Origin of the sequence: Catellatospora methionotrophica, from assembly GCF_011297335.1 — a bacterium.
GTDB lineage: Bacteria > Actinomycetota > Actinomycetes > Mycobacteriales > Micromonosporaceae > Catellatospora > Catellatospora methionotrophica.
Genome location: NZ_JAAOTJ010000014.1, coordinates 15,647 through 39,196 on the forward strand (window position 1 = coordinate 15,647; position 23,550 = coordinate 39,196).

Consider the following 23,550-nt stretch of genomic DNA (forward strand, 5'->3'; position numbering starts at 1 on the left):
ACATCCGTCGATAAATTCGGGAGCAGTTCGCAGCCCCCTCACCCTCGGTCAGCGCACCTGCCGCCGCAGTACGAACTCCGCCACCACCAGGTTCGGCACCCAGCACAGGAACGGCACCCACGCGTACGCCGCCGTGAACGCGTCGTGCGGCGCTACTCCACCCCAGGCGACCATCGCCGGCATCAGCACGAGCAGCCACACCCGCAGCATCACCCCCGCGTACAGCAGCGCGAACGCGCGGACAGCCCAGCGCCGGTGCGCGGTGAAGTCCCGCCGCCGCGCGGCCAGCAGCGCCGCCGCCGCGAACCACAGCGACAGCACCGCGAGTCCACCGAACCCGGCCGTGCCGACCGCCCCGGCCTGGTTCATCGGCGCGAGCACCAGCCCTGCGGCGCTCCCGAGCAGCATCGCGGTCACGGCGACTCGGCCGACGACGCGGTGCACCCGGGGCAGCCGGGTCCGTACCCGCGCCGCGAACTGCAGCGGAGCCACCGCCAGCGCGGCTCCGCTGCCGACGATGTGGACATACAGCACGACGTGCACCCAGCCGGGGCGCTGCGCGTACGCGGCGGCCAGACCGGTGTCCTGGGCCGCGAGCCGGGTCAGGGAGGCGGTCAGGTAGGGCAGCGCCGCGAACGCGGCGACGGCCACCGCGCTCAGGGCGAACCACCAGAAGCCGATGACACGGCCCGTCCGGCGGCCGGTGGGCAGCCCGGTCGTCACCATGGGAACTCCTTCAGGTCGGCGGATCGAACGCGGTGAGCGTAGGCAGGCCCGCGACCGTGGTACGCCCCTCGGAGCAGGGGTTCGGCCTCCCTCCCGCGAGGGGTTTGTGCCCGCGTGCCTGCCGCGCGGCGCACCCGGTCGGGCAGGATGACCGCCATGGCCGTCACCCCCGCACCAGCCCGGCGGTTCACGACCGCCGACGTCGGACCGGCCGTGGGACTCGCGCTCGTCTCCATCCTGGCCGGACTGTTCATGCCGGTGAGCCCGCCGTACCGGCCCGCCGACGCGCTCGGGCTCGCCCTGGGGGCGCTCGCGCCACTGGCGCTGCTGTGGCGTCGCCGCGCGCCGCTGACCGTGCTCGCCGTCGCAGGGGCGCTGGTGCCGCTGACCGCCGCGCTCGGCTACGCGGTCACCACGGTCCAGTGGGCGGCGTGGATCGCCCTGTACACCTGCTTCGCGGGCAGCGGACACTGGCGGCGGCGGGCCGTGGCGGCCGCGCTGACCAGCCTGTCCGTCGGCGGGTTCGCGCTGGCCGACGGCGGCGCGATCGGCACCCTGGACTACTTCGGCATCGCGATGTGCTTCCTGATCGCGACCGTCGCCGGCGACGCCGCACGCAGCCGCCGGGCCGCCGCCGAGGCCGAGCGCCTGCGGGCGGCGGCCGTGGCCAGGGAACAGGCCGACGCGGCCGAGCGGATCCTGGCCCGCGAGCGGCACCGCCTGGCCGGGGAACTGCACGACGCGCTCGGGCACGCCGTCAACGTGATGGTGATGCAGGCCGGGGTGGGCAGGCGGGTGTTCGCTGACAACCCGGAGTTCGCCGCGGAGGCGCTGGGGCACATCGAGAACGTCGGCCGCGACGCCCTCGGTGAACTGGACCGCCTGCTGCGGGTGCTGCACCCCGACCGCGACGGCGAACCCGCGACGCCCGAACCCGCGCTGACCGACCTCGCCGACCTCGCGAACCGGGTGCGGGCCGCCGGACGCGAGCTGGTGCTCAACCCGGCGGCCGTGTCGCTGTCGCCCAGCGGCGAGCGCGCGCTGTTCCGCATCGCGCAGGAGGCCGTCACCAACGCGCTGCGCCACACCGTCACTGGGCGCATCACCGTCGACATCGGGCAGACCGCCGACACCGTGGTACTGGAGGTCGTCAACGAGACACCGCCGCTGCCCGCCCCGACCGGAGGCCGGGGCCTGGTCAACATGCGCGAACGCGCCCGGCTCGAGGGCGGCCTGCTTGAGGCCGGACCCGTCGACGGCGGTTTCCGGGTGCGGGCCGCGCTGCCCGCGGCAGCGGCGGTGCGGCCGTGATCCGGGTACTGCTGGCCGACGACGACGCCCTGGTGCGCGGCGGGCTGCGGGCGCTGCTGGCCGCGGAACCCGGGATCGTGGTGGTCGGTGAGGCGGCCGACGGGCGCGAGGCCGTGGCCGTGGCGCGGGCGCAGCGACCCGACGTCGTCGTGCTCGACATCCGGATGCCGGTGCGGGACGGCACGTCGGCGGGCCGCGAGATCGTGTCCTGGCCCCCGCCGCGCCCCCGGGTGCTGGTGCTGACCACCTTCGACCACGACGAGGTCGTCGACGACGCCATCGCCGCCGGAGTGGACGGGTTCCTGCTCAAGCGCGCCACGCCGGAGCAGTTGGTGGCCGGGATACGCACGGTCGCGGCCGGGGACGCGCTGATCGCGCCCGCGGTCACCCGCCGCCTGATGCAGGCCGCCGCCCGGCGCCCGCCCGCCGACCCCGCCGCGGTCTCGGCCGCCCGGCTCACCGAGCGGGAGGCGGAGGTGCTGCTGGCGCTGGCGGCGGGCAAGTCGAACGCCGAGATCGCGCGGGCGATGTTCATCTCGCTGGAGACGGTGAAAAGCCACGTCAAGAGCCTGCTCGGCAAGGTGGGAGCCCGCGACCGGACCCAGGCGGTGGTCTGGGCGTACCGCACGGGCTTCACCCGCTGACCCCGGTCAGGAGTCACGCAGCATCGCATCGGTGATCCGCGGCGCGAGCCGGTGGATCACCCGGAAGGGCCGCGCCCGGCCCACGGGTATGACCGGCACGCGCCTGGCGATCCCGGTCAGGATCTGCCGTGCGGCCTGCTCGGCGGGCATCGCGCCGTCGTCGCGGCCGGCCGTCATCGGCGTGGCGACCAGCGGCATCAGTGCCTCCTGCACGGTCACCGCGGCGTCGGCGTCCTGCCACTGGTAACGCAGCGCCCGCAGGAACACCCCCAGCCCCGCCTTGCTGGCGCAGTACACCGGGGCGGACTTCTTCGGCGAGTAGGCCAGCGCCGAGGTGAGCGCGGTGAACACACCGCCCGACCGGCGCAGGTGTGGCCAGGCCGCGGCGGCCAGCACGACCGGCCCGACGAGGTTCGTGTGCACCTCGGTGAGCGCGGCCGCGCTGTCGGCGGCGGTCCACCCGCCGGTGAACGACTGCCGGTGCTGCACGGCGGCGTTGGCGACGACGAGGTCGAGCCCGCCGAGCGCGACGACCGTGTCGGCGACCAGGGCCGCGGTGCTCCCGGGGTCTGCCAGGTCGGTGATCCAGCCGGTGACGCCGCGTTGCCGGGTCGTCTCGGCGAGCCGGTCGGGGTCGCGGCCGCAGGTCGCCACGAGGGCGCCCTGTTCGGCGAGCAGGCAGACCAGGTGCGCGCCGATGCCGCTGGTGCCGCCGGTGACGAGGACGCGGGTGGGATGGAAGGACATGCCTGAAGGCTGGCCGAGCACCCGGCCGGGACGCTTGTACGATCCCGCCATGCAGGTCCTGGTTCCCGCGCACGAGCGCACCGTGCATCCAGACCTGGCCCGCGCGGCGCTGCTCGGCGTACGGCGGCACGGCCCGTCCCCGGCCGCCGACGCGGTGGCCCGCCGGCAGGCGGAGCCGGTGCCGGAGCGGCTGCATCACGCGCTGCTGGCGGAGCTGGCGGGGCACGGGTGGCAGGCGCTGCGCGAGGCGGCCGCGCATCTGCTGGACCGTCCCCGCGAGGGAGAACTCGCGGAGATCATCGAGCGCGGCTCGCTGCCGGACCTGGCCGACCGGCTGCCAGAGCTGCAGCTGAGCTACCACGTGGGCCACACCACACGGCTGCGGCTCGAACCGGGCCGGCTCGTCGTGTCGCACGGGGCACTGCTGGGCGGCCCGCCAGCACCGGCGGAGAGCCTGTTCACGGCCGCGATTCACGACGTGCTGGTGACCGCCTGCCTGGGCAGGCGACCCGCAGTGACGGTGCGGTTCGCCGACGGCAGGACGCTGACCGGCGAGCGTCCGGTGGAGCTGAGGCTGACCGGCCGGAGCAGGGTCATCGGCTGGACCCTCGACCTGGCGGCGCTGCGGGGACCCGCCCCGTCGGCGGTGGCGGCGGTGCGTGAGCTGATCGCCGCGGACCCGGCCCGGCGCTGGCGGCTCGACACGATGGCGGTGCACCTCGGCTACTCGACCCGCACCCTGCAGCGCTGTCTGGGGCAGCAGGGCACGGGCTTCCGGGAACTGCTGACCGCCACCCGGCTGGGCCTGGCCGGGGGACTGGTGCGGCGGACGGATCTGGGGCTCGCAGAGGTCGCCGCGGCCTGCGGATTCACCGATCACGCGCATCTGACCCGATGCTTCACCGCGCGGCACGGGCAGCCCCCGTCGTTCATACGCGGCCAGCTCGCCGAGCACGCAGCGTAGTCGTCTGATCTCGATTGGTTAACAGCGGGCGATGGTGGCTCACAGTGCCTGCCGATTTCTTGGCGACAAGCCCCCTGAGCTGGCAACCTTGCCGCGTGCAAGCAGAGCAGCTGGCCGACTTCACCTGGGCCTTCGACGTCGTACACCCGGACGCCGAGCGGCGGCGGGCCGCCATCGAGCGGGAGCGGGGCTACCAAGACGACTGGGCGCGCCTGCACTCCTGGTCGCGCATCGTGCGTCCGCGCACCGGCGACGCCGATTCCCTCGACCCGCGCCTGGTCGCCGAGCACGACCAGACCGAGGCCGCCAAGCGGGACGTGCACGACCGCATGTTCGCCGCCCCGATCTGGCACTACCTGTCCGCACCGACACCGGGCGAGCGCACCCCCTTCGCCCGGTTCGCCGTGCTCTACCTGCGCTGGGAGACCGAGTACCCGCAGGAGTGGGCCGAGCACGCCCGCAGCTGGCAGGCCAAGCGGCACATCCTGCGTACCCTCGCCGCCGACGGTCCGACCCTGGACACCCATGCCGAGCTGCTGGGCCTGCTCGCCGCGGCGATCGGCCGCGAGCACCGCTGCGAGGACCTCGGTTACCTCAAGATCGCCCGCACGCTGCACGAACCCATGGTTCGCATGATCATCGAATCAGCCGAACGGAGCCTGGACGGCCTGGTCCGGCTGCGCGCCGGTTACCTGCGCTGGGCGCTGGACAACCCGACCGCCCCGGTCACCCCCGCCTCCTGGCGGCGCTGGCTGCGCCGCTGATCTGACCGTGCGCGTCTGACGCGCAACCAGGTGAGCTGTCCCGCGACCGTGACGGCCAGCGCGAGGCTGAACGCCGCGGCGACGCCCCACCGGTCGACCAGCACGGCGACCAGGAAACAGAACACCGTGAAGCCGACCAGCCCGGCCAGCACCCCGCGCAGCGTGCGCACCGTCTCCGCCGAACCGTGCCGGGCCAGCACGAACGCCGCCACCACGCTGGTGGCGATCGGGAACGGGGCCAGCACCCCGGTCATCGCCGGCCCCAGTGCGCTCGACAGCGTCGTCACCAGCACGACCAGGGTCGCGGTCGCCGCCGCGCGGCCGGGCAGGTCCCACCACGGCCAAGCCGTCGCCGGGCGTACGCCCACCGAAGCCGCCTGCGGCGGCAGCGCCCGGGAGGCGGCGGCGATCCCGGCGAGCGCCAGCAGCAGGCCCCACCCGGCGGGCACGGTCACCTGCGCGACGAGCACGTCCGCGGCCAAGCACGCCGACCAGGCCACCGCCAGCGCGCCGACCCAGGCCAGCCGCCGCGAGCACCAGGCGAACACGACCGCGAACAGCGCCAGCGTCACCAGCCCGAGCAGCGACGACGCCGCCGCCGCGGCCCCGAACGCCGTGCCGTGTTCCAGGCAGCTGATCAGCAGGATCGGCCCGGCCACGATCGGCAGCGTCACCAGCACGCCCGTGACCTGCGCACCCCACCGCCGTCCGGCCAGCGACGAGCCGACGACCAAGGCGGGAGCCAGCAGGAGCTTGAGTAGCAGCGTCACGGCGACAATCTAGATGCCTTGGCGCCGCGCGATCATCGCGAGTGGGGTCAGGAGGTGGCGTGCTGCCCTTGTGCGGTGTCGCGGAAGCCGCGGTTCTCGGTGCGGACCGCGCGGCGCAGTAGCGGTCCGAGTAACGCCCAGAACAGGCCCGCGCCCCGGCCGCGCAGCTCGATGCCCAGCGTGTTGCGGCAACCGGCGCCCACAGGCTCCAGCAGGTGTGACCCGATGACGGTCAGGCCCATCCGGGTGGACTCCCAGGTGAACCCGCGACCCTCGTCAAGTGCGGTGACGGTCCACACCGCCTCGCCCTGGCCCGGTTGCTTGATGCGCGCCTGGCTGCCCACGCGCAGCGGTCCTTCGTCGAGGCGGACCACGCTGGTCATCGTCGGCGTGGTGGCGGGCCACTGCTCGACGTCGGCAGTCAGCGCCCAGACCGTTTCCGGCGGCGCGTCGATCACGAGTGCGTCTTCCCATCGCATGACGCCAATGTACCATCTGGTACATGATCGCTGGTGCGAGTGCTCAGGAGCTGCTGGAACGGGTCGTCACGCACGCCGCGGCAGAAGGCATCACCGGCCGCAGCCTGCGCGACATCGCCGCCGGAGTCGGCACGAGCCACCGCATGCTGCTCTACCACTTCGGCTCCCGCGAGGGCCTGCTCGCGGCCGTCGTCGGCCTCATCGAGCAGCAGCAGCGCGACCTGCTGGCCGAGCTCGCCGACCGGGTCGCGGCCAGCGGGACCCCGGCGGAGGGGACGAAGGCCGGTGAACTCATGCTGCTGCTCTGGGCGCGGCTGTCCGATCCGGAGCTGCGGCCGTACGTGCGGCTGTTCTTCGAGGTCGTCGGTGTCGCCGTGCATGACGCGCCGGGCACCGGCGGCTTCCTGGCGAACCTGACCGGCCCGTGGCTCGACGAGAGCGAGGCGGTGGTCAGGCGGCTCGGCCTGGTCGTGGACCGCGACGCGCTGCGGCTGGGCGTGGCCACCTGCCGGGGCCTGCTGCTGGAGCTGCTGGCCGGGGCCGACCCGCAGGAGACGGACGCCTCCTATCGGCTATTCGTGGACATGTGGGAGGCGCGGCTCGCCGCGCAAGGTTTCGAAACGTTTCGAGATGAAGGTTAATCAGCCGGACATCTTGCCGAAATGGTTTTCGTAGGACATCGTCGATGCGCCGGACACGTCGCTCTCACCGCCCTGTCCTGAGAAAGGCGAATCGATGTCCGCACTGTCCCGCCGTACCGTGCTGCGCGCTGGCGCGGTCGGCGCCGCGGCCGCGGCTGTCTCCGGCAGCCTGCCCGCGTCGCCCGCCCACGCCGCCCGCACCGACATCGGCGTATCCGTGTACCCGTTCCCCCTCGGCGCGGTCACCCTGCTGTCCGGCCCGTTCCTGGCCAACACCGGCCGCACCCAGAGCTACCTGAGCTTCCTCGACGCCGACCGGCTGCTGCACACGTTCCGCCTCAACTACGGCCTGTCCTCCTCGGCGACCGCGTGCGGCGGCTGGGAGTCGCCCACCACCGAGCTGCGCGGCCACTCGATGGGCCACGTGCTCACCGGCCTGGCCCAGGCGTACGCCAGCACCGGCACCGCCAGCTTCAAGACCAAGGGCGACTACCTCGTCGCGCAGCTGGCGATCTGCCAGGCCCGCGCGACGACGGCCGGGTACAACACCGGTTACCTGTCGGCGTACCCGGAGAGCTTCATCGACCGGGTCGAGGCGCGCCAGTCGGTGTGGGCGCCCTACTACACCCTCCACAAGATCATGGCCGGGCTGCTGGACATGCACCTGCTCGCCGGGAACGCGCAGGCGCTGACCGTGCTCACCGCGATGGCGTCGTGGGTGAAATTCCGCAACGACCGGCTCACCCAGACCCAGCGGCAGAACATGCTCGACACCGAGTTCGGCGGCATGAACGAGGTGCTGACCAACCTGTACCAGCTCAGCTCCAACACCGCGCACCTGACCGCCGCGCAGCACTTCGACCACGCCGAGGTCTTCGACCCCCTGGCCGCCAACACCGACGCGCTGAACAACTACCACGCCAACACCCAGATCCCCAAGGCCCTCGGCGCGATCCGGGAATACCACGCCACCGGCACCACCCGCTACCTCGACATCGCCCGCAACTTCTGGGACATCGTGGTCAGCCGCCACACCTACGCCATCGGCGCCAACTCCAACGGCGAATACTTCAAGGCCCCGAACCGGATCGCCAGCGAGCTGTCCGACAACACCGCCGAGTGCTGCAACACCTACAACATGCTCAAGCTGTCCCGGCAGCTGTTCTTCACCAACCCGGCCCGCGCCGACTACATGGACTACTACGAGAAGGCGCTCTACAACCACCTGCTCGGCGCGCAGGACCCGAACTCCTCGCACGGCTTCCACAGCTACTACATCCCGCTGCGCGCCGGCGGCATCAAGACCTACAGCAACGACTACAGCAACTTCACCTGCTGCCACGGCACGGGCATGGAGACCAACACCAAGCTCGGCGACACCATCTACTTCCACTCCGGCGACAACCTGTACGTCAACCTGTTCATCGCCTCGCAGCTGAACTGGTCGGCCAAGGGCGTCACGATCCGGCAGGACACCACCTTCCCGGAGGCGGCGTCCAGCAGGCTGACCATCACCGCGGGCTCGGGCACGTTCGCGATGCGGATCCGGGTGCCCGCCTGGGCCAGCGGCGCGACGATCCGGGTCAACGGCACCGTGCAGGGCGGGGTCACCCCCGGGTCGTACGCCGTGGTCAACCGCACCTGGGCGACCGGCGACGTCGTCGACGTCGCACTGCCGATGGCGCTGGTACGCGAGGCCACCCCGGACAGCTCCACCACGCAGGCGGTCAAGTACGGCCCGATCGTGCTGGCCGGGGCGTACGGCAGCACCAACCTGTCCGCCCTGCCCACCCTCACCGCGTCCTCGATCGCGGCGACGTCCACCCCGCTGCAGTTCACCGCGGCCGCGTCCACCGGCAACGTCATGCTGCTGCCGTTCTACAAGGTGCACGGCCAGCGCTACACCGTCTACTGGAACGTCACCACGACCAACCCGCTGCCCGCGTTCGTGTCGCACCACCTGTTCAACGAGACCTCGGGCACCTCGGCGGCCGACGCCACCGGCAACGGCAAGACCGCCACCCTGGCCGGGGGAGCGACCTGGGTCGCCGGGCGCACCGGCAACGCGGTCAACCTCAGCGGCAGCTCGCAGTACGTGTCACTGCCGTCGGGCATCCTCGCCGGGGCCACCGCGTTCAGCATCGCCACCTGGGTACGGCTGGACGCCGTCACCAACTGGGCCCGGCTGTTCGACTTCGGCACCGGCACCACCGCGAACATGTTCCTGGTTCCGGCCAGCAGCACCGGCACGGCCCGGTTCGCGATCACGTCGTCGGGGGCGGCCGGCGAGCAGCGGATCAACGCCCCGGCGGCGCTGCCCACCGGCGTGTGGACGCACGTCGCGGTCACCGTCGGCGGCGGCGTCGGCATCCTGTACGTCAACGGGGCCGAGGTGGCCCGCAACACGGCGATGACGCTGAGCCCGGCGTCGCTGGGCAGCACCACCCAGAACTGGATCGGCCGCTCGCAGTACGCCGACCCGTACCTGGACGGCGCGGTGGACTCGTTCCGTGTCTACAGCCGGGTGCTGACGGCGTCGGAGGTCAGCGGCTTCCACACGTCGGGCCTGTAACCGGTGACCGGCCGCCGGCGGGGGAGACCACGCCGGCGGCCGTGGTGCGTCACGGCACCGCCGACGCCGCCCACCGCAGCCACGCGTGACCGGTCATGGCGGCTGTCGGCGCGCGGCCACCGGCTTCGGCGGGACCGCGCCGCGGGCCGGGCGCCGGGGCACCGTGGCCGCCTGCGCGCGTTTCCAGGCGCGCAGGTCGGCCCGGTCGTTTCGGTCGGCATACCGGTCGGCCAGCAGCAGCCCCGCGAACAGCAGGACCATCACGACCAGTGTGACGGCCCCGATCAGGGTCGCATTGCTCGGGTGGGTCAAGGCCCGGGCGACTGTGCCGACTCCGGTCGGCGTTCGCCACGTGAAGGCCGCGGGGGCGGAGGTGGCAGCGTCGACCGGGGTGAGGTCGGGCACGGTCATCGCCGTCGCGGCAGTCAGCACCTGCGGCGTGGGCACGGTGGCCGAGGCGGTGCCGGGCCAGGCCAGTACGACCGTCGACGCCAGCCATAGCGCGCCGAGCAGCACCATGACGAACACCAGCAGTTTCAGGGCGGGCCAGCCGGTGATGGCCTGGTGGGGCTGCCCTGCCCAGTCCTCGCCGTCGGTCCATACGATCTGTCGATCGGCGTCCGGGCTCGCGGGGGCGGGACGGCGCAGCGCGGGCGTGGTGCGGGGCTCGTGCCTTCGGTGCCGCGGGCCTCTGCGGCGGCCGGTCACCACCGCGTAGGCGGGCAGATCCGGTTGCCTGGTCCGGGCCGGTACGGGCAGCCGAAAAGCGTCGTCGGCGGCGAGCGTGAAGGGCGCCCGTCCGCTCGGGATCCCGAAGATCCGCCCCAGCCGTGACGGCAGCGCTTCCCGCGCCGATAGCCGGGGCCGTTCCCGGTATGCCGGTGACCCCGGCCGGTTCGGCCAGGGGTAGCGGTGACCGTCGACCCCCGCACGGCGACGTCCCCCCGGGTGCGGGGGCATCACCGGTGCCGGTCGCGCCGCAGGTATCCGCGGCGTCGAAGGATCGGCACCAGCAGCGGGCTGGATGTCGCTGCGGCGCAGACCGCCCGACGGTGCCGCGAGCATCGCCACGCTGACGGCGCAGCGGCCGATGTACCTGGTCCGCTCGGCTTCCGCGGGACGCAGCTGCCAACCGCCGGACGGCTCCAGCCACTCACGGGTGGGGGCGGGTTCCTGCGGCAGATAGCGTGGCAGCGCGGCGACCGGCGGCGGCATGGCGTCGGAGAGCGTCCACGGCGTCGCCGGGTCCGGCGATCCGGGACCGCCACGTGACCGCTGCCCGGTCCGCCGTCGCTGCGGCAGGCCGCTGCGCGGGTTGACCACGGCAGCCGGGTAGGTCGCTGCGGCGGGGACGGGCGTCACCGGCGGCGGAAGCCGCCGCTGCGCGGTCACGGCGCGGTGGACCCGGATGTACGCGTGCCTCCAGTCCTCGAACTCGTCGTTGGGGACCTCGCAGACGGTCAGGAAGATCCCTACCGAGGTCCACTTGGGCAGGTGTGGGTTGTTGCGCTTGAGAAGGTCGCCGACCGTGCTCGCGGGCAGCTTCTGACCGGCGGCGGCGGCCATCGCCTGGAGCTTGCGGCGCGACGGGCGGCCTACCGCGATGTGCGCCTCTACCAGCGCACGTTGCAGGTCCTGCGGGGTCTGGACACGCCGCGGGTTCGGCCGGGCGGCCTTGCGCAGCGGGTTGACCGGTATGGGCATGATCCGCGCCGCGGCCAGCCTGCGCTGGTCGGACTTGAACTGGACGGCGTCGTCGAGCGCCGTCCTCACCTGGGTCAGGTAGGGGTCGCTCGCACGCCCGCAGCCGCGCAGCAATGCCTGGCAGGTCGTCCAGGTGGGCACCCGGCGGCCGCTCATGGCGTTGGAGAGCGTCGAGGCACTGCAGAGACCGCTTTTGGCCAGGGCCCGCAGATTGGGCTGACCCGCCCCGTGCCAGATCTCGCGCAGCAGTTGCGCGAGATCCGGCAGGGGGCCGGTCAGCTCTGGCGGGATCGGAGCCAGAGTCCGTGGCATGTCGCTCGTCGCCCCCGCTACTTCCGGGTCAGCCGGATCGCCGCGGCGATCACGGCGACGCCGCCGGTGAGCGCGAGGTAGGGATCGCAGTCGAGCGAAACCAGCCCGAGCACGAACGCCACGGTGACGACGACGACCCAGAGGCGGGTCATCAGCACCGCCCGGTCGACCCCCGGCGGGGCCGGGGGCTGTTCGGGCAGTGTGGAGCGGACCCGCTGTGCACTCTTGCGCATCTCATCACTTCCTGTGAGGGGTGGGCCCCGCCTGTCGGCGGGGCCCGTGTCCTTGTCCGGACCCGAGACCGCGTGTTCGCGGCCCGGTGTCCGCCGGGCCGCGGGATCTCATGTGGAATGTTGGAGGGGAAACTTCCACAACACAACTGAACCTTGTTCGCGATCTGGCGACCGTGGAACCGGTATCCGCTGGAATCGATGACCTTGCTATGTCAACGCAGGCCGGAGCGGTTTTGATCGACGTCTGTCCGATCGATGATCGGCTGGGCGATGTTCACCGGAACATGACCGGCGGCCGGGTCTGTGCAACACGGTGACCGGCTCCCGATTGCCGGATCCGCGCGCCGTGTTGCACAAACTCCGAACAATCGGCGCAGCCGTGCTGACTCAACGTGATACCTGCAGCTCACCGATGAGTGCCGCCGGAGCTCGATCTTTCCCTGCCTGCCCTGGCGCACCACCGGGCCGCACCTTCGCCCGCGGTGCGGCCCGACGCGAACAACAGGCCCTTCCGATCGAAGTGGATCTCCCGCATAGTAGGAGTGCGCTGAGCTACCTCATCCGAGGGCGATCCGCAGGGATCGTGTCCTTGTCCGGACCACACCCAGCGTCGGCCGGGACCCTATGTCCGTAGACCCGGCCGGGCGGGGTGGGCCGTCACGCGGCCCACCCCGACCCCCCGTCAGCGTGCGTGGCCAGCGGTTCTGAAGATCTGTCAGGCGTCGGGCGTAGCGTGATGTCCTATGCGGACCCCTCCTCTCCGCGGCCGCCGGACCCTTACCGCCGTCGGCCGAGCGCCGGTGCACCTGTGTGGCACCTGGCTCGCGATCCGTACCGGCGAGCAGGAGTCGGTGCTGGTGGAGCTCGGCTTGTCCGACCCGGTGCCGGTCACGATCGGGCAGGGCGAGGCCGCCTGGAATCGCGACCACCACTCCTGGGACCGCGACCACCAGGACCGGCCCGCACGGGTGTACGTCTCGCCGGTGACCGACGGCTGGACCCTGGTGTTCGGCGACCTGCCCGGCTCGGCCCCACCCGCCGCAGGCTCGTGGGCGCGCGATGTACAGGCGTTGTGCGCGCGCCTCAGCGCCCGGTTCGGTGCGGCCCACCTCTACGGCATGAGCTGCGGCGGCCCTTGGACGATGTGGTGCCTGGCCGAGGCGGGCACCGTCCGGCGCTACTACGACGCGCAGACGGGCGAGCGGCTCGGGTCCCACCCCGCCGAGGACGGCTACCGGCTGCCCGACGAGGACGAGGGCCTGCCGCCGGACGCGTACGACGGGATCGACGCGGACGACATCGACGCCGTCATGGCGCGGCGGGCCGAGCTGTACGAGCGGCTGGCGCTGCCCGAGGTCTGCTACGCCACCGACATCGCCGCACTGACGTCGGTCGACCCGAGCACGTTCGGCCCGCACACCCGCGTGTCCGGCCAGGGCGTGCTGGCACTGACCGCCCACGGTCGCCGACAGTGATCGGACCCACCCCGCCCGCGTGGCCGACGAGTACGGGCGGCCCGGCCCGTGTACCGTCTCCGCCCGTGATCACGTCCGACGAGGTGCTGGCGCAGTTCGACCGTGCCGCGAAGCGGTTCGACTTCCCGGACCCCGAGAACGGCTACTACTACGCGATCGACAGCCGCCTGCACGCGTTCCGCGACGCGACCCGCTGGGCTCTGGTCGTCGAACTCGTCGGCTACAGCCCCCGCGCCGGCAACGTCCTGGACGTGCTGCACTGCTTCGGCAACTGCCTGACCGAGGGCGAACCCGGCTACGGCGAGGGCGACTTCCTGGCCCGCGTCGACAACATGTACCAGCTCGAACACCACGCCGAGCCCGAGCGGCTGCGCGGCGGACGGCCACCGGTCGTGGTCCGCGGGCAGGCGCTGGACGTCGACGCCGTCGAGGGCGAGCGGCTGGAGGACGTGTTCCGGCGTCTCGTGCCCGAGCATCGCGACCTGCTGCTGGCCGACGAGGTCGAGTTGCGCCACCGGCTGCCCGCCGACCTGCCGCGCGTGCTGGTGCTGGAGCAGTGGTGGCACCGCGACCCCGACCGCTTCGACCAGCTCCCCAGCGAAACCGAGACGTTCCAGCAGCTGGCGCAGGTGCTCACGACCGGCGACGTGGCCGCGTACCAGCCCACGCACGCACCGAACACGCACTGGTCGTACTGGCCGGAGTCCGGCTCGCTGTGACTTTTCAGTCCGATGATCGGACGAATTCACCGCTGATCTCGATTGCGCGTTAGTTCACCCGCGATACAAAATGCGGCATGTGATCCGCAAACCCGGCCCGTGGCCGTCCCTCGCCCTGCTCAGCGCCGCCGTGTTCGTATCGGTGACCACCGAGCTGGTGCCGACCGGCCTGCTGCTGAGCATGAGCCGCGACCTGGCCGTCTCGGAGTCACAGCTCGGCCTGCTGGTCACCGGCTACGCACTGATGGTCGCACTGTTCGCGGCCCCGCTCGGCACGCTCACCGCCCGGATGCCACGCAAGAAGCTGCTGGTGGTGGCGCTCGCGGCGTACACGGCGAGTAACGCGGTCATGACGCTGGCCGCGAACTATCCCGTGGCGTTCACGGCACGGCTGCTCGGCGGCGTCACACACGGCCTGTTCTGGGCGGTCGTCGGCGGGTACGCGGCACGGCTGGTCAGCCCCGACCGGATCGGCCGGGCGGTGACGCTGGTCTCGGCCGGTGGCAGCATGGCGGTGCTGATCGGCGTACCCGCCGGGACCAGCCTCGGCACCGCCACCGGCTGGCGGGCCGCCTTCGCCCTGCTGACCGGCGTGGCCGTCGTGCTCACCCTACTGGTGTGGTGGCTGCTGCCCGAGGTGCCCGGCAGCACCGCCACCGTGCGCACCCCGATGCGCGAGGTGCTGCGCGTGCCGAACTTCCCGCCGATCGTCGTGATGACCGCGGTCGTCATGCTCGGCACCTACATGATGATCACCTACACGGCGCCGCTGCTGCACCGCGCCGGGATCAGCGAGGACGGCATCGCCCCGGTGCTGCTGGCCAACGGCCTCGCCGGAACGCTCATGCTCCCCGTCGCCGGCTGGATCGCCGACCGGCACCTGCGTACGGGCATCGTCGCGGCGAGCGGGCTGCTGCTCGGCGGACTCGTGCTGATGTGGCTGAACGGCGCCGCGGCCTGGACCGCGATCACCGCGGTCATCGTGCTCGGCTTCGGCATGGGCCTGCTGCCGATCTTCATGCAGGCGGCCACGCTGCGCGTCGCACCCGACCACACCGAACAGGCCTCGGGCATCAACGCCAGCGCGTACAACGTCGGCGTCGCCGCCGGGGCGCTGACCGGCGCGTTCGCGCTGGACGCCTGGGGCCTGGGCGCGATCCCGCCGCTGGCCGCCCTGCTGGTCGCCACCGGGATGGCGCTCTACCTGTCCGGCACCGCCCGCGCCGGTGCCCGCGTCCAGCCGGAACGGATGTAGCCGACCGGGACGCGGCACCGAGGTAGTTTGGCCGACATGAGCGAGCGGATCACGGCCGAGCAGTTCCACGCGGCCGACGGCGTAGACGATTGGCGCGTGCTGTACCACCTGGTCTCAGCCCACTTCAGGACGCGCACGTTCACCGAAGGCGCCGCGTTCGTCGGTGAGATCGACCGGCTCGTCGCCGACGCCGATCATCGCCCCCGGGTCGACCTGCGCGACACCGGTGTCACCGTGTCCCTGACGACCCGCGACGTCGCGATGGCCCGGCAGATCTCGGCCGCCGCCGTGAAACTGGGCATCCCGGCCGACCCGGCCGCCGTCCAGCTCGTCGGCATCACCGTCGACGCCCTCGTCGTCGAGCACGTGCTGCCGTTCTGGCGCGCACTGCTCGGCTACGACCAGCTCGGCGACGACTACCTCGCCGACCCGCTGCGCCGCGGCCCCGGCCTGGAGTTCCAAGCGATGGACGTCGCCCGTCCGCAGCGCAACCGGATCCACCTCGACGTCGCCGTCCCGCACGAGCAGGCGGAGGCCCGTATCGCCGCGGCACTGGCCGCAGGCGGTCACCTCGTCTCTGACGCGTACGCGCCGAGGTGGTGGACCCTGGCCGACGCCGAGGGCAACGAGGCGTGCGTCGCCACCTGGCAGGGTCGCGAATAGTACGTAATCATCCGGTATGATATTTTTGGCGGTCAATTCCACGCGGCCCCCTTGCCGTCTCCATGGGACGGCAGGACAACCCGCCGGACGGTAGTGTCGTCCCGTGATGATCTTTCCGGTCGACGACGTCGTACAGGCGGCCGAGCCGCTGCCCACCGTGCCGCTGCGCGAGCTGTTCCCCGAGGCGATCGCCATCGGCGGGGACCCGGACCTGGCCGTGCTGGCCTCGAACGGCGTGCACCCGCTGCTGCGCGCCGTCGGCCAGGCGTTCGCCGAACACCGCCCCCTGGTGCTGTCCCCGGACGCGGTGTGGTTGACCATCACCCAGGGCCTCGCCCAGCACATCCGGCTGCACGCCGAGGAACTGCGGCCGCTGCTGGTGAACCACACCGGACGGCAGCGGCTGGAGATCACGCTCGACGGACCGGAACCGCAGGACGCCGACTCCTGGCGGTATCTGATCGCGCAGTACGCCAAGCTGCTCGACGCCGAGGTGTCCGACGCGGCCCTGTTCGCCTGCGACTTCACCACCAGCACCGATGTCGAGCGCACCGCCGCGCGGGTAGTGCTGCTGGACGCGTATTCGGCGTACTTCAGCATCTGGTTGTTCGTTGGGTGCGGCATCCCCACGATCACGCTGACCGGCACCGAGCAGGACTGGCGCACCATCCGTTCCCGGATCGACGAGCTGCCCCGCTTCGGGCTGGGCGACTGGCACCGCTCGCTCGCGCCGATCGCCGACCAGTTCGTGCTGGCTGCCTGCGGGCAGGCCGACCCGGCGTTCTGGCAGCGGATCTACAACCCCGCCGACGCGTACGGCGGTGCGGTCACCACCGGCTGGATCACGCGGCTGTACCCGTACCTGAACGAGCGCGGTGCCGCCGAGCAGCCGAATCCGCTGCTGGAGCTGCCGCTGGACGAGCCGCGTGACGTCACGGCCGTCGGCCGCCTGTACTCCGGGCCCGGCGTGCGGCCGTCAGACGTGCCCGCCACGCTGTCCCGGGTGGCGGTCAACGTCGCGGACCTGATGACGGGTCGGTTCCGCGAACGGGCGTTGCACGCAGGGGTCGTCGCCGTGGCGCAGGACCCGGGCGGCGCGCTGCGTCCGGTGGCCGGCTGGCACCTGGCCCAGGCCCGAGCCGACATCGACGACCTGCTGGACCGGATCGAACGCGAGCACGTCACCACCCCGGCGGACGGTCCGGACGGGCACGGTCCTGCCGAGGTCGTGGCGATATACCAGCGCGTGTCGACGGCGAGCCTGTTCGGCGGAGCCTGGCAGCTTGCCCCGTCCAGATGGCACCGCCAGGGGGACGTCGACGACCTCATCGTGACTCCGGTGTTCGACCTGCCCGGCGGACGCAGCATCTGCTGGGTCCGCCGCTGGCGGGGACAGGTGATTCACTGGGCGATCTGCCGCATCACCGAGGTGATCACCGACTGTGGCAACGGGATCAGCGTCCGCAACTTCACGTTCGACGACGACCCGGCAGAGGTCTGGCTGTACGGCACGAGCCTGGCGACGCTGCTCGAAGTCGCCCTCGACAACGACGGTGACATCGCGTCCCTGCGCAGCGGCCGCCTCACCGACCTGCTCCGCACCCCGCCGACCGTATAGATCGCAGCAGGGTTCCAGATCACCGGAAAAGCGGCTCGCAGCAGACGATCGACCAGAGGCTATGGTCGGCGGATGGTCCGACATCTCCTGGTGCCCGGAAGGGGCATTCCCCGACCGGAGCACTGGCAGCGTCGCTGGGCCGACGCGAACCCGCAGTACCGGTGGGCGCCCTACCCGCCCGGCCCGCCGTTCACGGTTCAGGAGCGGGTCGCCGCTTTGCACGAGGCCGTCATGGCCGACCCCGAACCCGCCGTACTGATCGCGCACAGCGCCGGGTGCATCACGTCGGTCACCTGGGCCGCCGGCCACGTCGGCCCGGTGCGCGCCGCGCTGCTGGTCACGCCGCCCTACATCGACCCGCTATGGTCCCCGGACCGCCCCTCCGACTCCGTGTTCGGGACCGTGCCCCGCGAGCCGCTGCCGTTCCGCGCGATCCTGGTCGCCAGCCGCACCGATCCCTACACGACGTTCGCACAGTTCGAGCAGTACGCCGCCGACTGGGGCGCGGAGTTGTACGACGCGGGCGACGCCGGCCACATCGAGACGGCATCCGGCCACGGCCCCTGGCCGGACGGTGAACGGCTCGTCGCCGCCCTCGGCTGAGCGGCGCGGCCGGTGCCGGTGTTCGGCGGTACGGTGCGCACATGTCGACACACTGGACACTGGGCTGCGACGCGGCCGACCCGCACCGGATCGCCGCGTTCTGGGCACTCGCGCTGGGTTATGTGGCCGAGCCCGGCTACGGCGACCCCGACGGCGCCTCGATCATCGACCCCGACGGCGTCGGACCCGCCATCGGCTTCCTGCGGGTGCCGGAAGGCAAGACGGCCAAGAACAGGATGCACATCGACGTCAGACCGGCGGGGGAGCCGCCGTGGGACATGGCCGAGCGCGAGCGGCTCATCCGGGCCAAGACGGCCGAGCTGGTCGCCGCCGGTGCCACGCTCGTGCGCGAGGAGTTCTACGGCGACGACTTCGGGCACGTCGTGATGCTGGATCCTGAGGGCAACGAGTTCTGCGTGGCCTGATCGCGTGCCGCGGTTGGTGTGATCACTGGCGGGTTCGGCGTCAGGCCACCGCCTCGGCGCGGTCGGCGAACGCGAGGGTCCGGTCGGTGACGAGTTCGGGGCTGTGCACCTGCAGGTCGTGCCCGGCGTCGGCGACGACCTCGACGTGCGCCTCGGGTACGAGTGCCCGGATGCGGTCGGCGACCTGCCCGGCGTCGTACATCTGGCTGCGCCCGCCGAGCAGCGCGAGCACGGGGACGGCGAGCCCGCGCAGTTCGTCGTCGGTCAGCGGGGGCGGGGTGGGCAGCCGCCGCCGGAAGCCGGCCGAGACGAGCGCCAGGCCCATCAGGTCGTCGTCGAGCAGGGTGGCGTTGCGCAGCCACCGTGCCGCGCGGTGGCGCAGCGGGCGCGGGGTGAGCCCGGCGAGCCCGCCGACGATCACCCAGGCGAGGAACCGTTTGGTGACCCGGCCGAACCCGGCCGGGTCCAGCAGCGTGATCGTGGCGGCGCGGCCGGGCGTGTGGAGCTGGTGCTGCAGCGCGGCCCAGCCACCGTAGGAGCATCCGACCAGGTGCGCCCGGTCGACGTTCAGCGCGGCGAGCACCTCGTCGAGCCAGCGTGCCGTGTCGCGGCCGTCCGTGATGGGGGTGTCCTGGGTCGAGCAGCCGGGCTCGCCGACGGGGTCGATCGCGATGACCGGTCGCCTGCTGCCCCATCGGGTCACGTGCCGGTGCCAGCCGAGGGCGTTGCCGCCCGCGCCGGGCAGCAGCACGAACGGCACGCCGTCGGGCCGTCCGGTCCGGTAGGCGCGGGTGACGCCGAAGGAGGTGGGCACGTCGAGGCGATCGTGCTCGGCGGGCCAGACCCGGTCGAACGTGCGCTGGTAGGCCGCCAGGAACTTGGCGCGCGCGTTGTCGCTGGTGAATCCGCTGAGCCGGGTCTCTGTCACGTGCTGCCTCCGATCGCCACGATTTTGTGATACGACCGTATCATCAAACCGACAGTGCATGATAGGCCGACCGGACAGGCCCGACGGACGGAGCACCGTGCCCAAGCGCGTGGACCACGACCTGCGGCGTCGTGAGATCGGCGAGGCCCTGCTGAGGATCGCCAGCACCAGGGGCCTGCAGGCGGCGAGCATGCGCGAGGTCGCCACCGAGGCGGGCGTATCCCTGCGCCTGGTCCAGTACTACTTCCACACCAAGCAGGAACTGCTGCTCGGCGCGCTCGCCTACCTCGGCGAACAGCTGTCCGCGCGGGTGGAGGAGCACATCCGCGCCCTGGGCCTGCCGCCCAGCCCGCGCAGCCTCGTCTACGGCACGCTCACCGCGATCCTGCCGACCGACCCGGAGAGCCGCAGGCTGACCAGGACCTACGCCGCGTACTACGCCCTGGTGCTGGCCGAGCCCGAACTCGCCGCCGACCATGGCACGGCCTATCCCGACCTGCTGGAACGCTTCCTCACCACGCAACTGCGTACCGCCCAGCAAGCCGGCCAGGTCGATCCGGACCTGGACGCCCCCACGGTCGCGGCAGGGCTGCTGGCCCTGACCAACGGCCTCGGTTCGAGCGTGCTCGGCGGCCAGCGCGACGGCGACGCCGCGCTCGCGATCCTCACCTACCACCTGGACCGCCTGTTCGCCCACGGCACGGGCGGGATGGCATCCGATAACGTGGCCGCGTGACGATCATCTTCGTGCCGTACCACCTCGACGAACGACTACCCGATCACGACTTCCCGCTGCCGGACGGCCACCCCGTGCGTACCGTGACGGAGCAGCTGCCCGACGGGGACGTCTGGGCCCGGCTCGGCCACCTCTACGAGCCGGTGGCCCGGCAGGTCGCCGACTGCGTGCAGACCGGTGAGATCCCGACGGTCGTGTCCGGCGACTGCACCGTGTCGCTGGGCACCATGGCGGGCCTGCAACAGGCCGGAGTGGACGCGGGCATCGTCTGGTTCGACGCGCACGGCGACGTGCAGACGCTGGAGACGACAACGTCGGGCTACGTCGGCGGTATGCCCCTGCGGATCCTCGTCGGCTACCGGCCCGAGCTGATCTCGCAGCGGCTGGGCCTGCGGCCGCTGGCCGAGGACCGGGCGCTGCTCGTCGACGCCCGCGACCTGGACCCGCCGGAGGCCGCATACCTCGCCACCTCGGCCGTACGCCGATGCGGCGTCGACGACCTGGACGAGTCGATGCTGCCGCCCGGCCCACTGGTCCTGCACCTGGACCTCGACGTGATCGACGCGGCGGAACTGCCGGACCTGCGCTTCCCCGTGCCCGGAGGCCCCACGGCGGCCGGGGTGCTCGCGGCGGCGCGGCGGGTTCTGGACACGGGCCGGGTGGCCGCCGTCGATCTCGCCTGCACCTGGTATCCCGGCCGCCCCGACCCGGCCGGGGTTCGCGCCAGTCTGCTGGCGGCGCTGACCGTGTGATCAAGGCGTCTGGTCCGGGGCCGGCTTTGGGGCTCAGCCCGAGAGACGGTCCCGGACCGGTTCACCTACCCGCGGCCGCCGGTCGTGCCGCCATCACGCTGGTCGTCGCGTGGCGGCGCCGCCACGCCGCGCGGACGACCACGGCGACGCAGCCGGCGAAGCCGACCGCGATCACCGTCGCTGCGACCGGGTTGACGGCCTGGTTAGCCAGCGGATAGAGGAGGTCGGCGGCCAGCAGCACACCCTCGGTGTCGGGCACCATGCTCATCACGTTGTCGAGCGTGTTCGCGAAGCAGGCGAACAGGGCGGGCAGGCCGAACGCCAGGAGCAGCAGCCGGTCCCGGTTCGAGACGCGGGTACAGTGGCGGGTCAACGCGGCCAGCACGGGCCACGCTGCGAGCAGTCCGATGACGACCCCGGCGACCGCGGCGGCGGTCACGCCCTCGGGCTCGACGGGGAAGAGCTCCACGCTCACCACCGAACTCAGGCCGACGGTGCGGGCCTCCTGCATACGCAGCAGCAGCCCGTCCCGGTCGGCCCAGAATACGACGCAGCCGCAGTAGGGCGACCTGGTGATCGGGCCGACCTGCCAGCCATCAGCCCGCAGGCGAGGGAGCGCGCCTTTCATGACACCGCCCGGCACGAAGGTCGTCGGATAGGAGCGGTGCTGGCCGGACGGCACCGGCTTCCCTCCGGGCAGCGTCTCGCGGTCGAGGTCCCAGAACAGGCCGGTGGACGTGTAGCCACGTGCGAAGTCGAGTGGCTCGCCGCTGTCGAAGGAGACCCGCTCGGCCGGCCGGCCGACGAGCCCGTCGGCGAGCGCGGCGAGCCCGGGATCGCTGACGTCGACCGAGCTGGCCGAGGGCAGCCAGGCGACGTACGCGCCCGCACTGCCGAGCACCACCGCGAACCACAGTGCGGCGACGCCGGTCGCGATCTTCGCGGCCCAGCCGGGCGGGACGAGGCGAAACCGCAGCCCCGACAGGATCAGGTGGACGGTGTCGCCGCGCGTCGGGCGATCCTGGCCCGGCCTGGCCGCGTCCAGCAGCGTGGTGAGCATCTCCAGCCCGCGTTCGCGCCGGTAGTAGCGCGGGTACGCCCACAGCAGGCGGCGGTAGCAGCGTTCGAGCCGGTCCTGCTCAGCCATGCTGCACCGCCACGCCGAAGCCGAACGCCTCCCGCAGGCGGGCCGACGCGACGGTCGCGTCGGAGCGCATGCGCTCGACCGCGGCCTCCAGTGCGGCCCGTCCGTCGTCGGACAGGACGTAGTAGCGGCGCAGTCGCCCGGCCACGGCCTCCTCACGGTCCACGGCGATCAGCCCGGTGGCGGTGAGCCGGTCCAGGGCGGCGTACAGCGTGCCCGCCTTGAGCGTGACCCGGCCGCTGGACAGCTGCTCGACGGCCTGCATGACGCCGTATCCGTGCAACGGGGTGCGGACGAGCGCGGTCAGGATGAAGAACGTGGGTTCCTGCATGGACATGACTGCAATATAGACTGTCTGTATATACAGTCAATCTGTGTAGTCAGTGGGTTCGTGCCACCGAGCGGGGCAGGTCCGCACGGTCCGGTTCGGGCAGCCAGTCGACGGCCGGGTCGAACCGGACGGTGCCCGGCCCCGGCAGCACCTTGAGCAGCCGGGGGAGCAGCGGGTGCGGGTTGCCCGCCCGCCAGATCACCGACCACGGCAGATACGGCGTCGGGCGCAGCGGGATCCGCACCACGTCGCCGGGCAACTGCCACCACGCGCCCAGCGGCGTGACCCGGTGCGGATGGCGGCGCAGGTCGGCGATCGTATGCTCGACCCCGAGGTTGAGCGCCGTCCCCGTGATCGGCACGTCCAGGGCCGCCGCGTACGCGCGCAGCAGCCCCGTCAGCTCCGGCGGCCGGTCCTCGAACGGGATCCACAGCCCGTACCCGCGCAGCTCGTCCGCCCCGACCACGGCGGCGTCGGCGAGCGGGTGCCCGGCCAGCACCCCGACCGCGATCGGCTCCAGGCACACCAGCCGCCGCCGCAGCCCGTCCAGCCACGGCCGGCCCAGGTCGTGCGGCCGCCCCCACGCGACGTCGAGGTCGCCACGGGCCACCGCGTCCAGCGCCGAGCCGAGGCTGCGCCGCATGCTCAGCTCCAGCAGCAGCTCCGGGTGGGCCGACACGAGCTCCCCGAGCAGGCTCAGCGGCCGGTGCACCGGCCCCCACACGTCGACCTTGAGCGGCAGCGGCTCGCCGCGCACCGACCGGGCCGCCGTCGCGGCGAGCACCAGCAGCTCCCGCGCGTGCGGCAGGAACCGCTCTCCCGCGGCGGTCAGCTCGACGGGGCCGCGGCCGCGTACGAACAGGGTGACGCCGAGGGTCTCCTCCAGCCGCCGCACCCGTTTGGACAGTGCCTGCTGGGTCAGGTACAGCGCGGCGGCGGTGCGGCCGAAGTGCAGCTCGTCGGCGGCGCGCACGAACGCCCGAACCTGTGCCAGATCGAGATCCACAGCGCACAGCCTGGCCTGACAACCAACG

25 protein-coding genes are annotated in these 23,550 nt (G+C 72.4%); 15 read left to right on the forward strand and 10 right to left on the reverse strand.

Annotation, left to right across the window (positions count from 1 at the left end; genetic code table 11):
* Window positions 1-48 precede the first annotated feature (48 nt).
* Window positions 49-726, reverse strand: a complete 678-nt coding sequence (locus HAV40_RS26165; RefSeq protein WP_166385749.1) for a DUF2306 domain-containing protein — start codon at window positions 724-726, stop codon at window positions 49-51.
* Window positions 727-882: 156 nt separating this feature from the next.
* On the opposite strand from HAV40_RS26165, the gene HAV40_RS26170 reads away from it, so the two are divergent.
* Entirely contained in the window at window positions 883-2,037 is a 1,155-nt protein-coding gene (locus HAV40_RS26170; protein ID WP_203671912.1) for a sensor histidine kinase, read from the forward strand.
* Window positions 2,034-2,681: a response regulator gene (locus tag HAV40_RS26175; protein WP_166385751.1), complete on the forward strand. Its 648-nt coding sequence runs from the start codon at window positions 2,034-2,036 to the stop codon at window positions 2,679-2,681. Before HAV40_RS26170 ends, HAV40_RS26175 begins: the two co-directional genes overlap by 4 nt.
* 6 nt (window positions 2,682-2,687) lie before the next feature.
* Here the strand turns inward: HAV40_RS26175 and HAV40_RS26180 are convergent, their stop codons facing one another.
* On the reverse strand, window positions 2,688-3,428 hold the full coding sequence (locus HAV40_RS26180) for an SDR family NAD(P)-dependent oxidoreductase (protein WP_166385753.1): 741 nt from the start codon (window positions 3,426-3,428) through the stop codon (window positions 2,688-2,690).
* A 49-nt stretch (window positions 3,429-3,477) separates the two neighbouring features.
* On the opposite strand from HAV40_RS26180, the gene HAV40_RS26185 reads away from it, so the two are divergent.
* A complete protein-coding gene (locus tag HAV40_RS26185; protein WP_166385755.1) occupies window positions 3,478-4,392 on the forward strand; it encodes a helix-turn-helix transcriptional regulator in 915 nt (304 codons plus the stop codon).
* 95 nt (window positions 4,393-4,487) lie between these two features.
* Window positions 4,488-5,156, forward strand: coding sequence for a hypothetical protein (locus HAV40_RS26190; RefSeq protein WP_166385757.1), 669 nt, complete (start codon window positions 4,488-4,490; stop codon window positions 5,154-5,156).
* On the opposite strand, the gene HAV40_RS26195 is transcribed toward HAV40_RS26190, so the two are convergent.
* The gene (locus HAV40_RS26195; RefSeq protein WP_166385759.1) at window positions 5,081-5,926 is read right to left on the reverse strand and encodes a hypothetical protein; all 846 of its coding nucleotides are present in this window, start codon (window positions 5,924-5,926) and stop codon (window positions 5,081-5,083) included. The genes HAV40_RS26190 and HAV40_RS26195 overlap by 76 nt on opposite strands.
* Before the next feature lie 47 nt (window positions 5,927-5,973).
* Complete coding sequence (locus tag HAV40_RS26200; RefSeq protein ID WP_166385761.1) at window positions 5,974-6,405, reverse strand: SRPBCC family protein; 432 nt, start codon at window positions 6,403-6,405, stop codon at window positions 5,974-5,976.
* Between the two features lie 23 nt (window positions 6,406-6,428).
* Here HAV40_RS26200 and HAV40_RS26205 point away from each other — a divergent pair, with 23 nt between their 5' ends.
* On the forward strand, window positions 6,429-7,046 hold the full coding sequence (locus tag HAV40_RS26205; protein ID WP_166385763.1) for a TetR family transcriptional regulator: 618 nt from the start codon (window positions 6,429-6,431) through the stop codon (window positions 7,044-7,046).
* Between the two features lie 94 nt (window positions 7,047-7,140).
* Window positions 7,141-9,618 (forward strand): glycoside hydrolase family 127 protein, encoded by a 2,478-nt coding sequence (locus HAV40_RS26210; protein WP_166385765.1) that lies wholly within the window; start codon window positions 7,141-7,143, stop codon window positions 9,616-9,618.
* A gap of 93 nt (window positions 9,619-9,711) precedes the next feature.
* On the opposite strand, the gene HAV40_RS26215 is transcribed toward HAV40_RS26210, so the two are convergent.
* Both HAV40_RS26215 and HAV40_RS26220 read right to left on the reverse strand, forming a co-directional pair.
* On the reverse strand, window positions 9,712-11,634 hold the full coding sequence (locus tag HAV40_RS26215; protein ID WP_166385767.1) for a hypothetical protein: 1,923 nt from the start codon (window positions 11,632-11,634) through the stop codon (window positions 9,712-9,714).
* Between the two features lie 17 nt (window positions 11,635-11,651).
* Window positions 11,652-11,867, reverse strand: coding sequence for a hypothetical protein (locus tag HAV40_RS26220; RefSeq protein ID WP_166385769.1), 216 nt, complete (start codon window positions 11,865-11,867; stop codon window positions 11,652-11,654).
* 743 nt (window positions 11,868-12,610) lie between these two features.
* Here HAV40_RS26220 and HAV40_RS26225 point away from each other — a divergent pair.
* The 7 genes from HAV40_RS26225 to HAV40_RS26255 all read left to right on the forward strand — a co-directional run bounded on the left by HAV40_RS26225 (window position 12,611) and on the right by HAV40_RS26255 (window position 18,625).
* A complete protein-coding gene (locus tag HAV40_RS26225) occupies window positions 12,611-13,342 on the forward strand; it encodes a hypothetical protein (protein ID WP_166385771.1) in 732 nt (243 codons plus the stop codon).
* Between the two features lie 65 nt (window positions 13,343-13,407).
* Complete coding sequence (locus HAV40_RS26230) at window positions 13,408-14,061, forward strand: DUF7003 family protein (protein WP_239086939.1); 654 nt, start codon at window positions 13,408-13,410, stop codon at window positions 14,059-14,061.
* A gap of 79 nt (window positions 14,062-14,140) precedes the next feature.
* Complete coding sequence (locus tag HAV40_RS26235; protein ID WP_166385773.1) at window positions 14,141-15,316, forward strand: MFS transporter; 1,176 nt, start codon at window positions 14,141-14,143, stop codon at window positions 15,314-15,316.
* Window positions 15,317-15,352: 36 nt separating this feature from the next.
* Window positions 15,353-15,979 (forward strand): VOC family protein, encoded by a 627-nt coding sequence (locus HAV40_RS26240; RefSeq protein ID WP_166385775.1) that lies wholly within the window; start codon window positions 15,353-15,355, stop codon window positions 15,977-15,979.
* A 106-nt stretch (window positions 15,980-16,085) separates the two neighbouring features.
* Window positions 16,086-17,597 carry a DUF4419 domain-containing protein gene (locus tag HAV40_RS26245; RefSeq protein WP_239086958.1) on the forward strand — a complete coding sequence of 504 codons (1,512 nt, stop codon included), beginning with the start codon at window positions 16,086-16,088 and terminating at the stop codon, window positions 17,595-17,597.
* 72 nt (window positions 17,598-17,669) lie between these two features.
* On the forward strand, window positions 17,670-18,200 hold the full coding sequence (locus tag HAV40_RS26250) for an RBBP9/YdeN family alpha/beta hydrolase (protein ID WP_166385779.1): 531 nt from the start codon (window positions 17,670-17,672) through the stop codon (window positions 18,198-18,200).
* 41 nt (window positions 18,201-18,241) lie between these two features.
* On the forward strand, window positions 18,242-18,625 hold the full coding sequence (locus HAV40_RS26255) for a VOC family protein (RefSeq protein ID WP_166385781.1): 384 nt from the start codon (window positions 18,242-18,244) through the stop codon (window positions 18,623-18,625).
* A 40-nt stretch (window positions 18,626-18,665) separates the two neighbouring features.
* On the opposite strand, the gene HAV40_RS26260 is transcribed toward HAV40_RS26255, so the two are convergent.
* Window positions 18,666-19,553 (reverse strand): alpha/beta fold hydrolase, encoded by an 888-nt coding sequence (locus HAV40_RS26260; RefSeq protein WP_203671914.1) that lies wholly within the window; start codon window positions 19,551-19,553, stop codon window positions 18,666-18,668.
* Window positions 19,554-19,650: 97 nt separating this feature from the next.
* Here HAV40_RS26260 and HAV40_RS26265 point away from each other — a divergent pair, with 97 nt between their 5' ends.
* A complete protein-coding gene (locus HAV40_RS26265) occupies window positions 19,651-20,289 on the forward strand; it encodes a TetR/AcrR family transcriptional regulator (protein WP_166385783.1) in 639 nt (212 codons plus the stop codon).
* Window positions 20,286-21,041: an arginase family protein gene (locus HAV40_RS26270; RefSeq protein ID WP_203671917.1), complete on the forward strand. Its 756-nt coding sequence runs from the start codon at window positions 20,286-20,288 to the stop codon at window positions 21,039-21,041. Before HAV40_RS26265 ends, HAV40_RS26270 begins: the two co-directional genes overlap by 4 nt.
* Window positions 21,042-21,102: 61 nt before the next feature.
* Here the strand turns inward: HAV40_RS26270 and HAV40_RS26275 are convergent, their stop codons facing one another.
* Genes HAV40_RS26275 through HAV40_RS26285 form a run of 3 tightly spaced genes read right to left on the reverse strand, consistent with a single transcriptional unit; the run spans window position 21,103 to window position 23,522 of the window.
* Entirely contained in the window at window positions 21,103-22,188 is a 1,086-nt protein-coding gene (locus HAV40_RS26275) for a hypothetical protein (protein WP_166385785.1), read from the reverse strand.
* Window positions 22,181-22,522 carry a PadR family transcriptional regulator gene (locus HAV40_RS26280; protein ID WP_239086940.1) on the reverse strand — a complete coding sequence of 114 codons (342 nt, stop codon included), beginning with the start codon at window positions 22,520-22,522 and terminating at the stop codon, window positions 22,181-22,183. The genes HAV40_RS26275 and HAV40_RS26280 overlap by 8 nt, the downstream gene beginning before the upstream one ends.
* A 43-nt stretch (window positions 22,523-22,565) precedes the next feature.
* A complete protein-coding gene (locus tag HAV40_RS26285) occupies window positions 22,566-23,522 on the reverse strand; it encodes a LysR family transcriptional regulator (protein WP_166385787.1) in 957 nt (318 codons plus the stop codon).
* Between the last annotated feature and the right edge of the window lie 28 nt (window positions 23,523-23,550).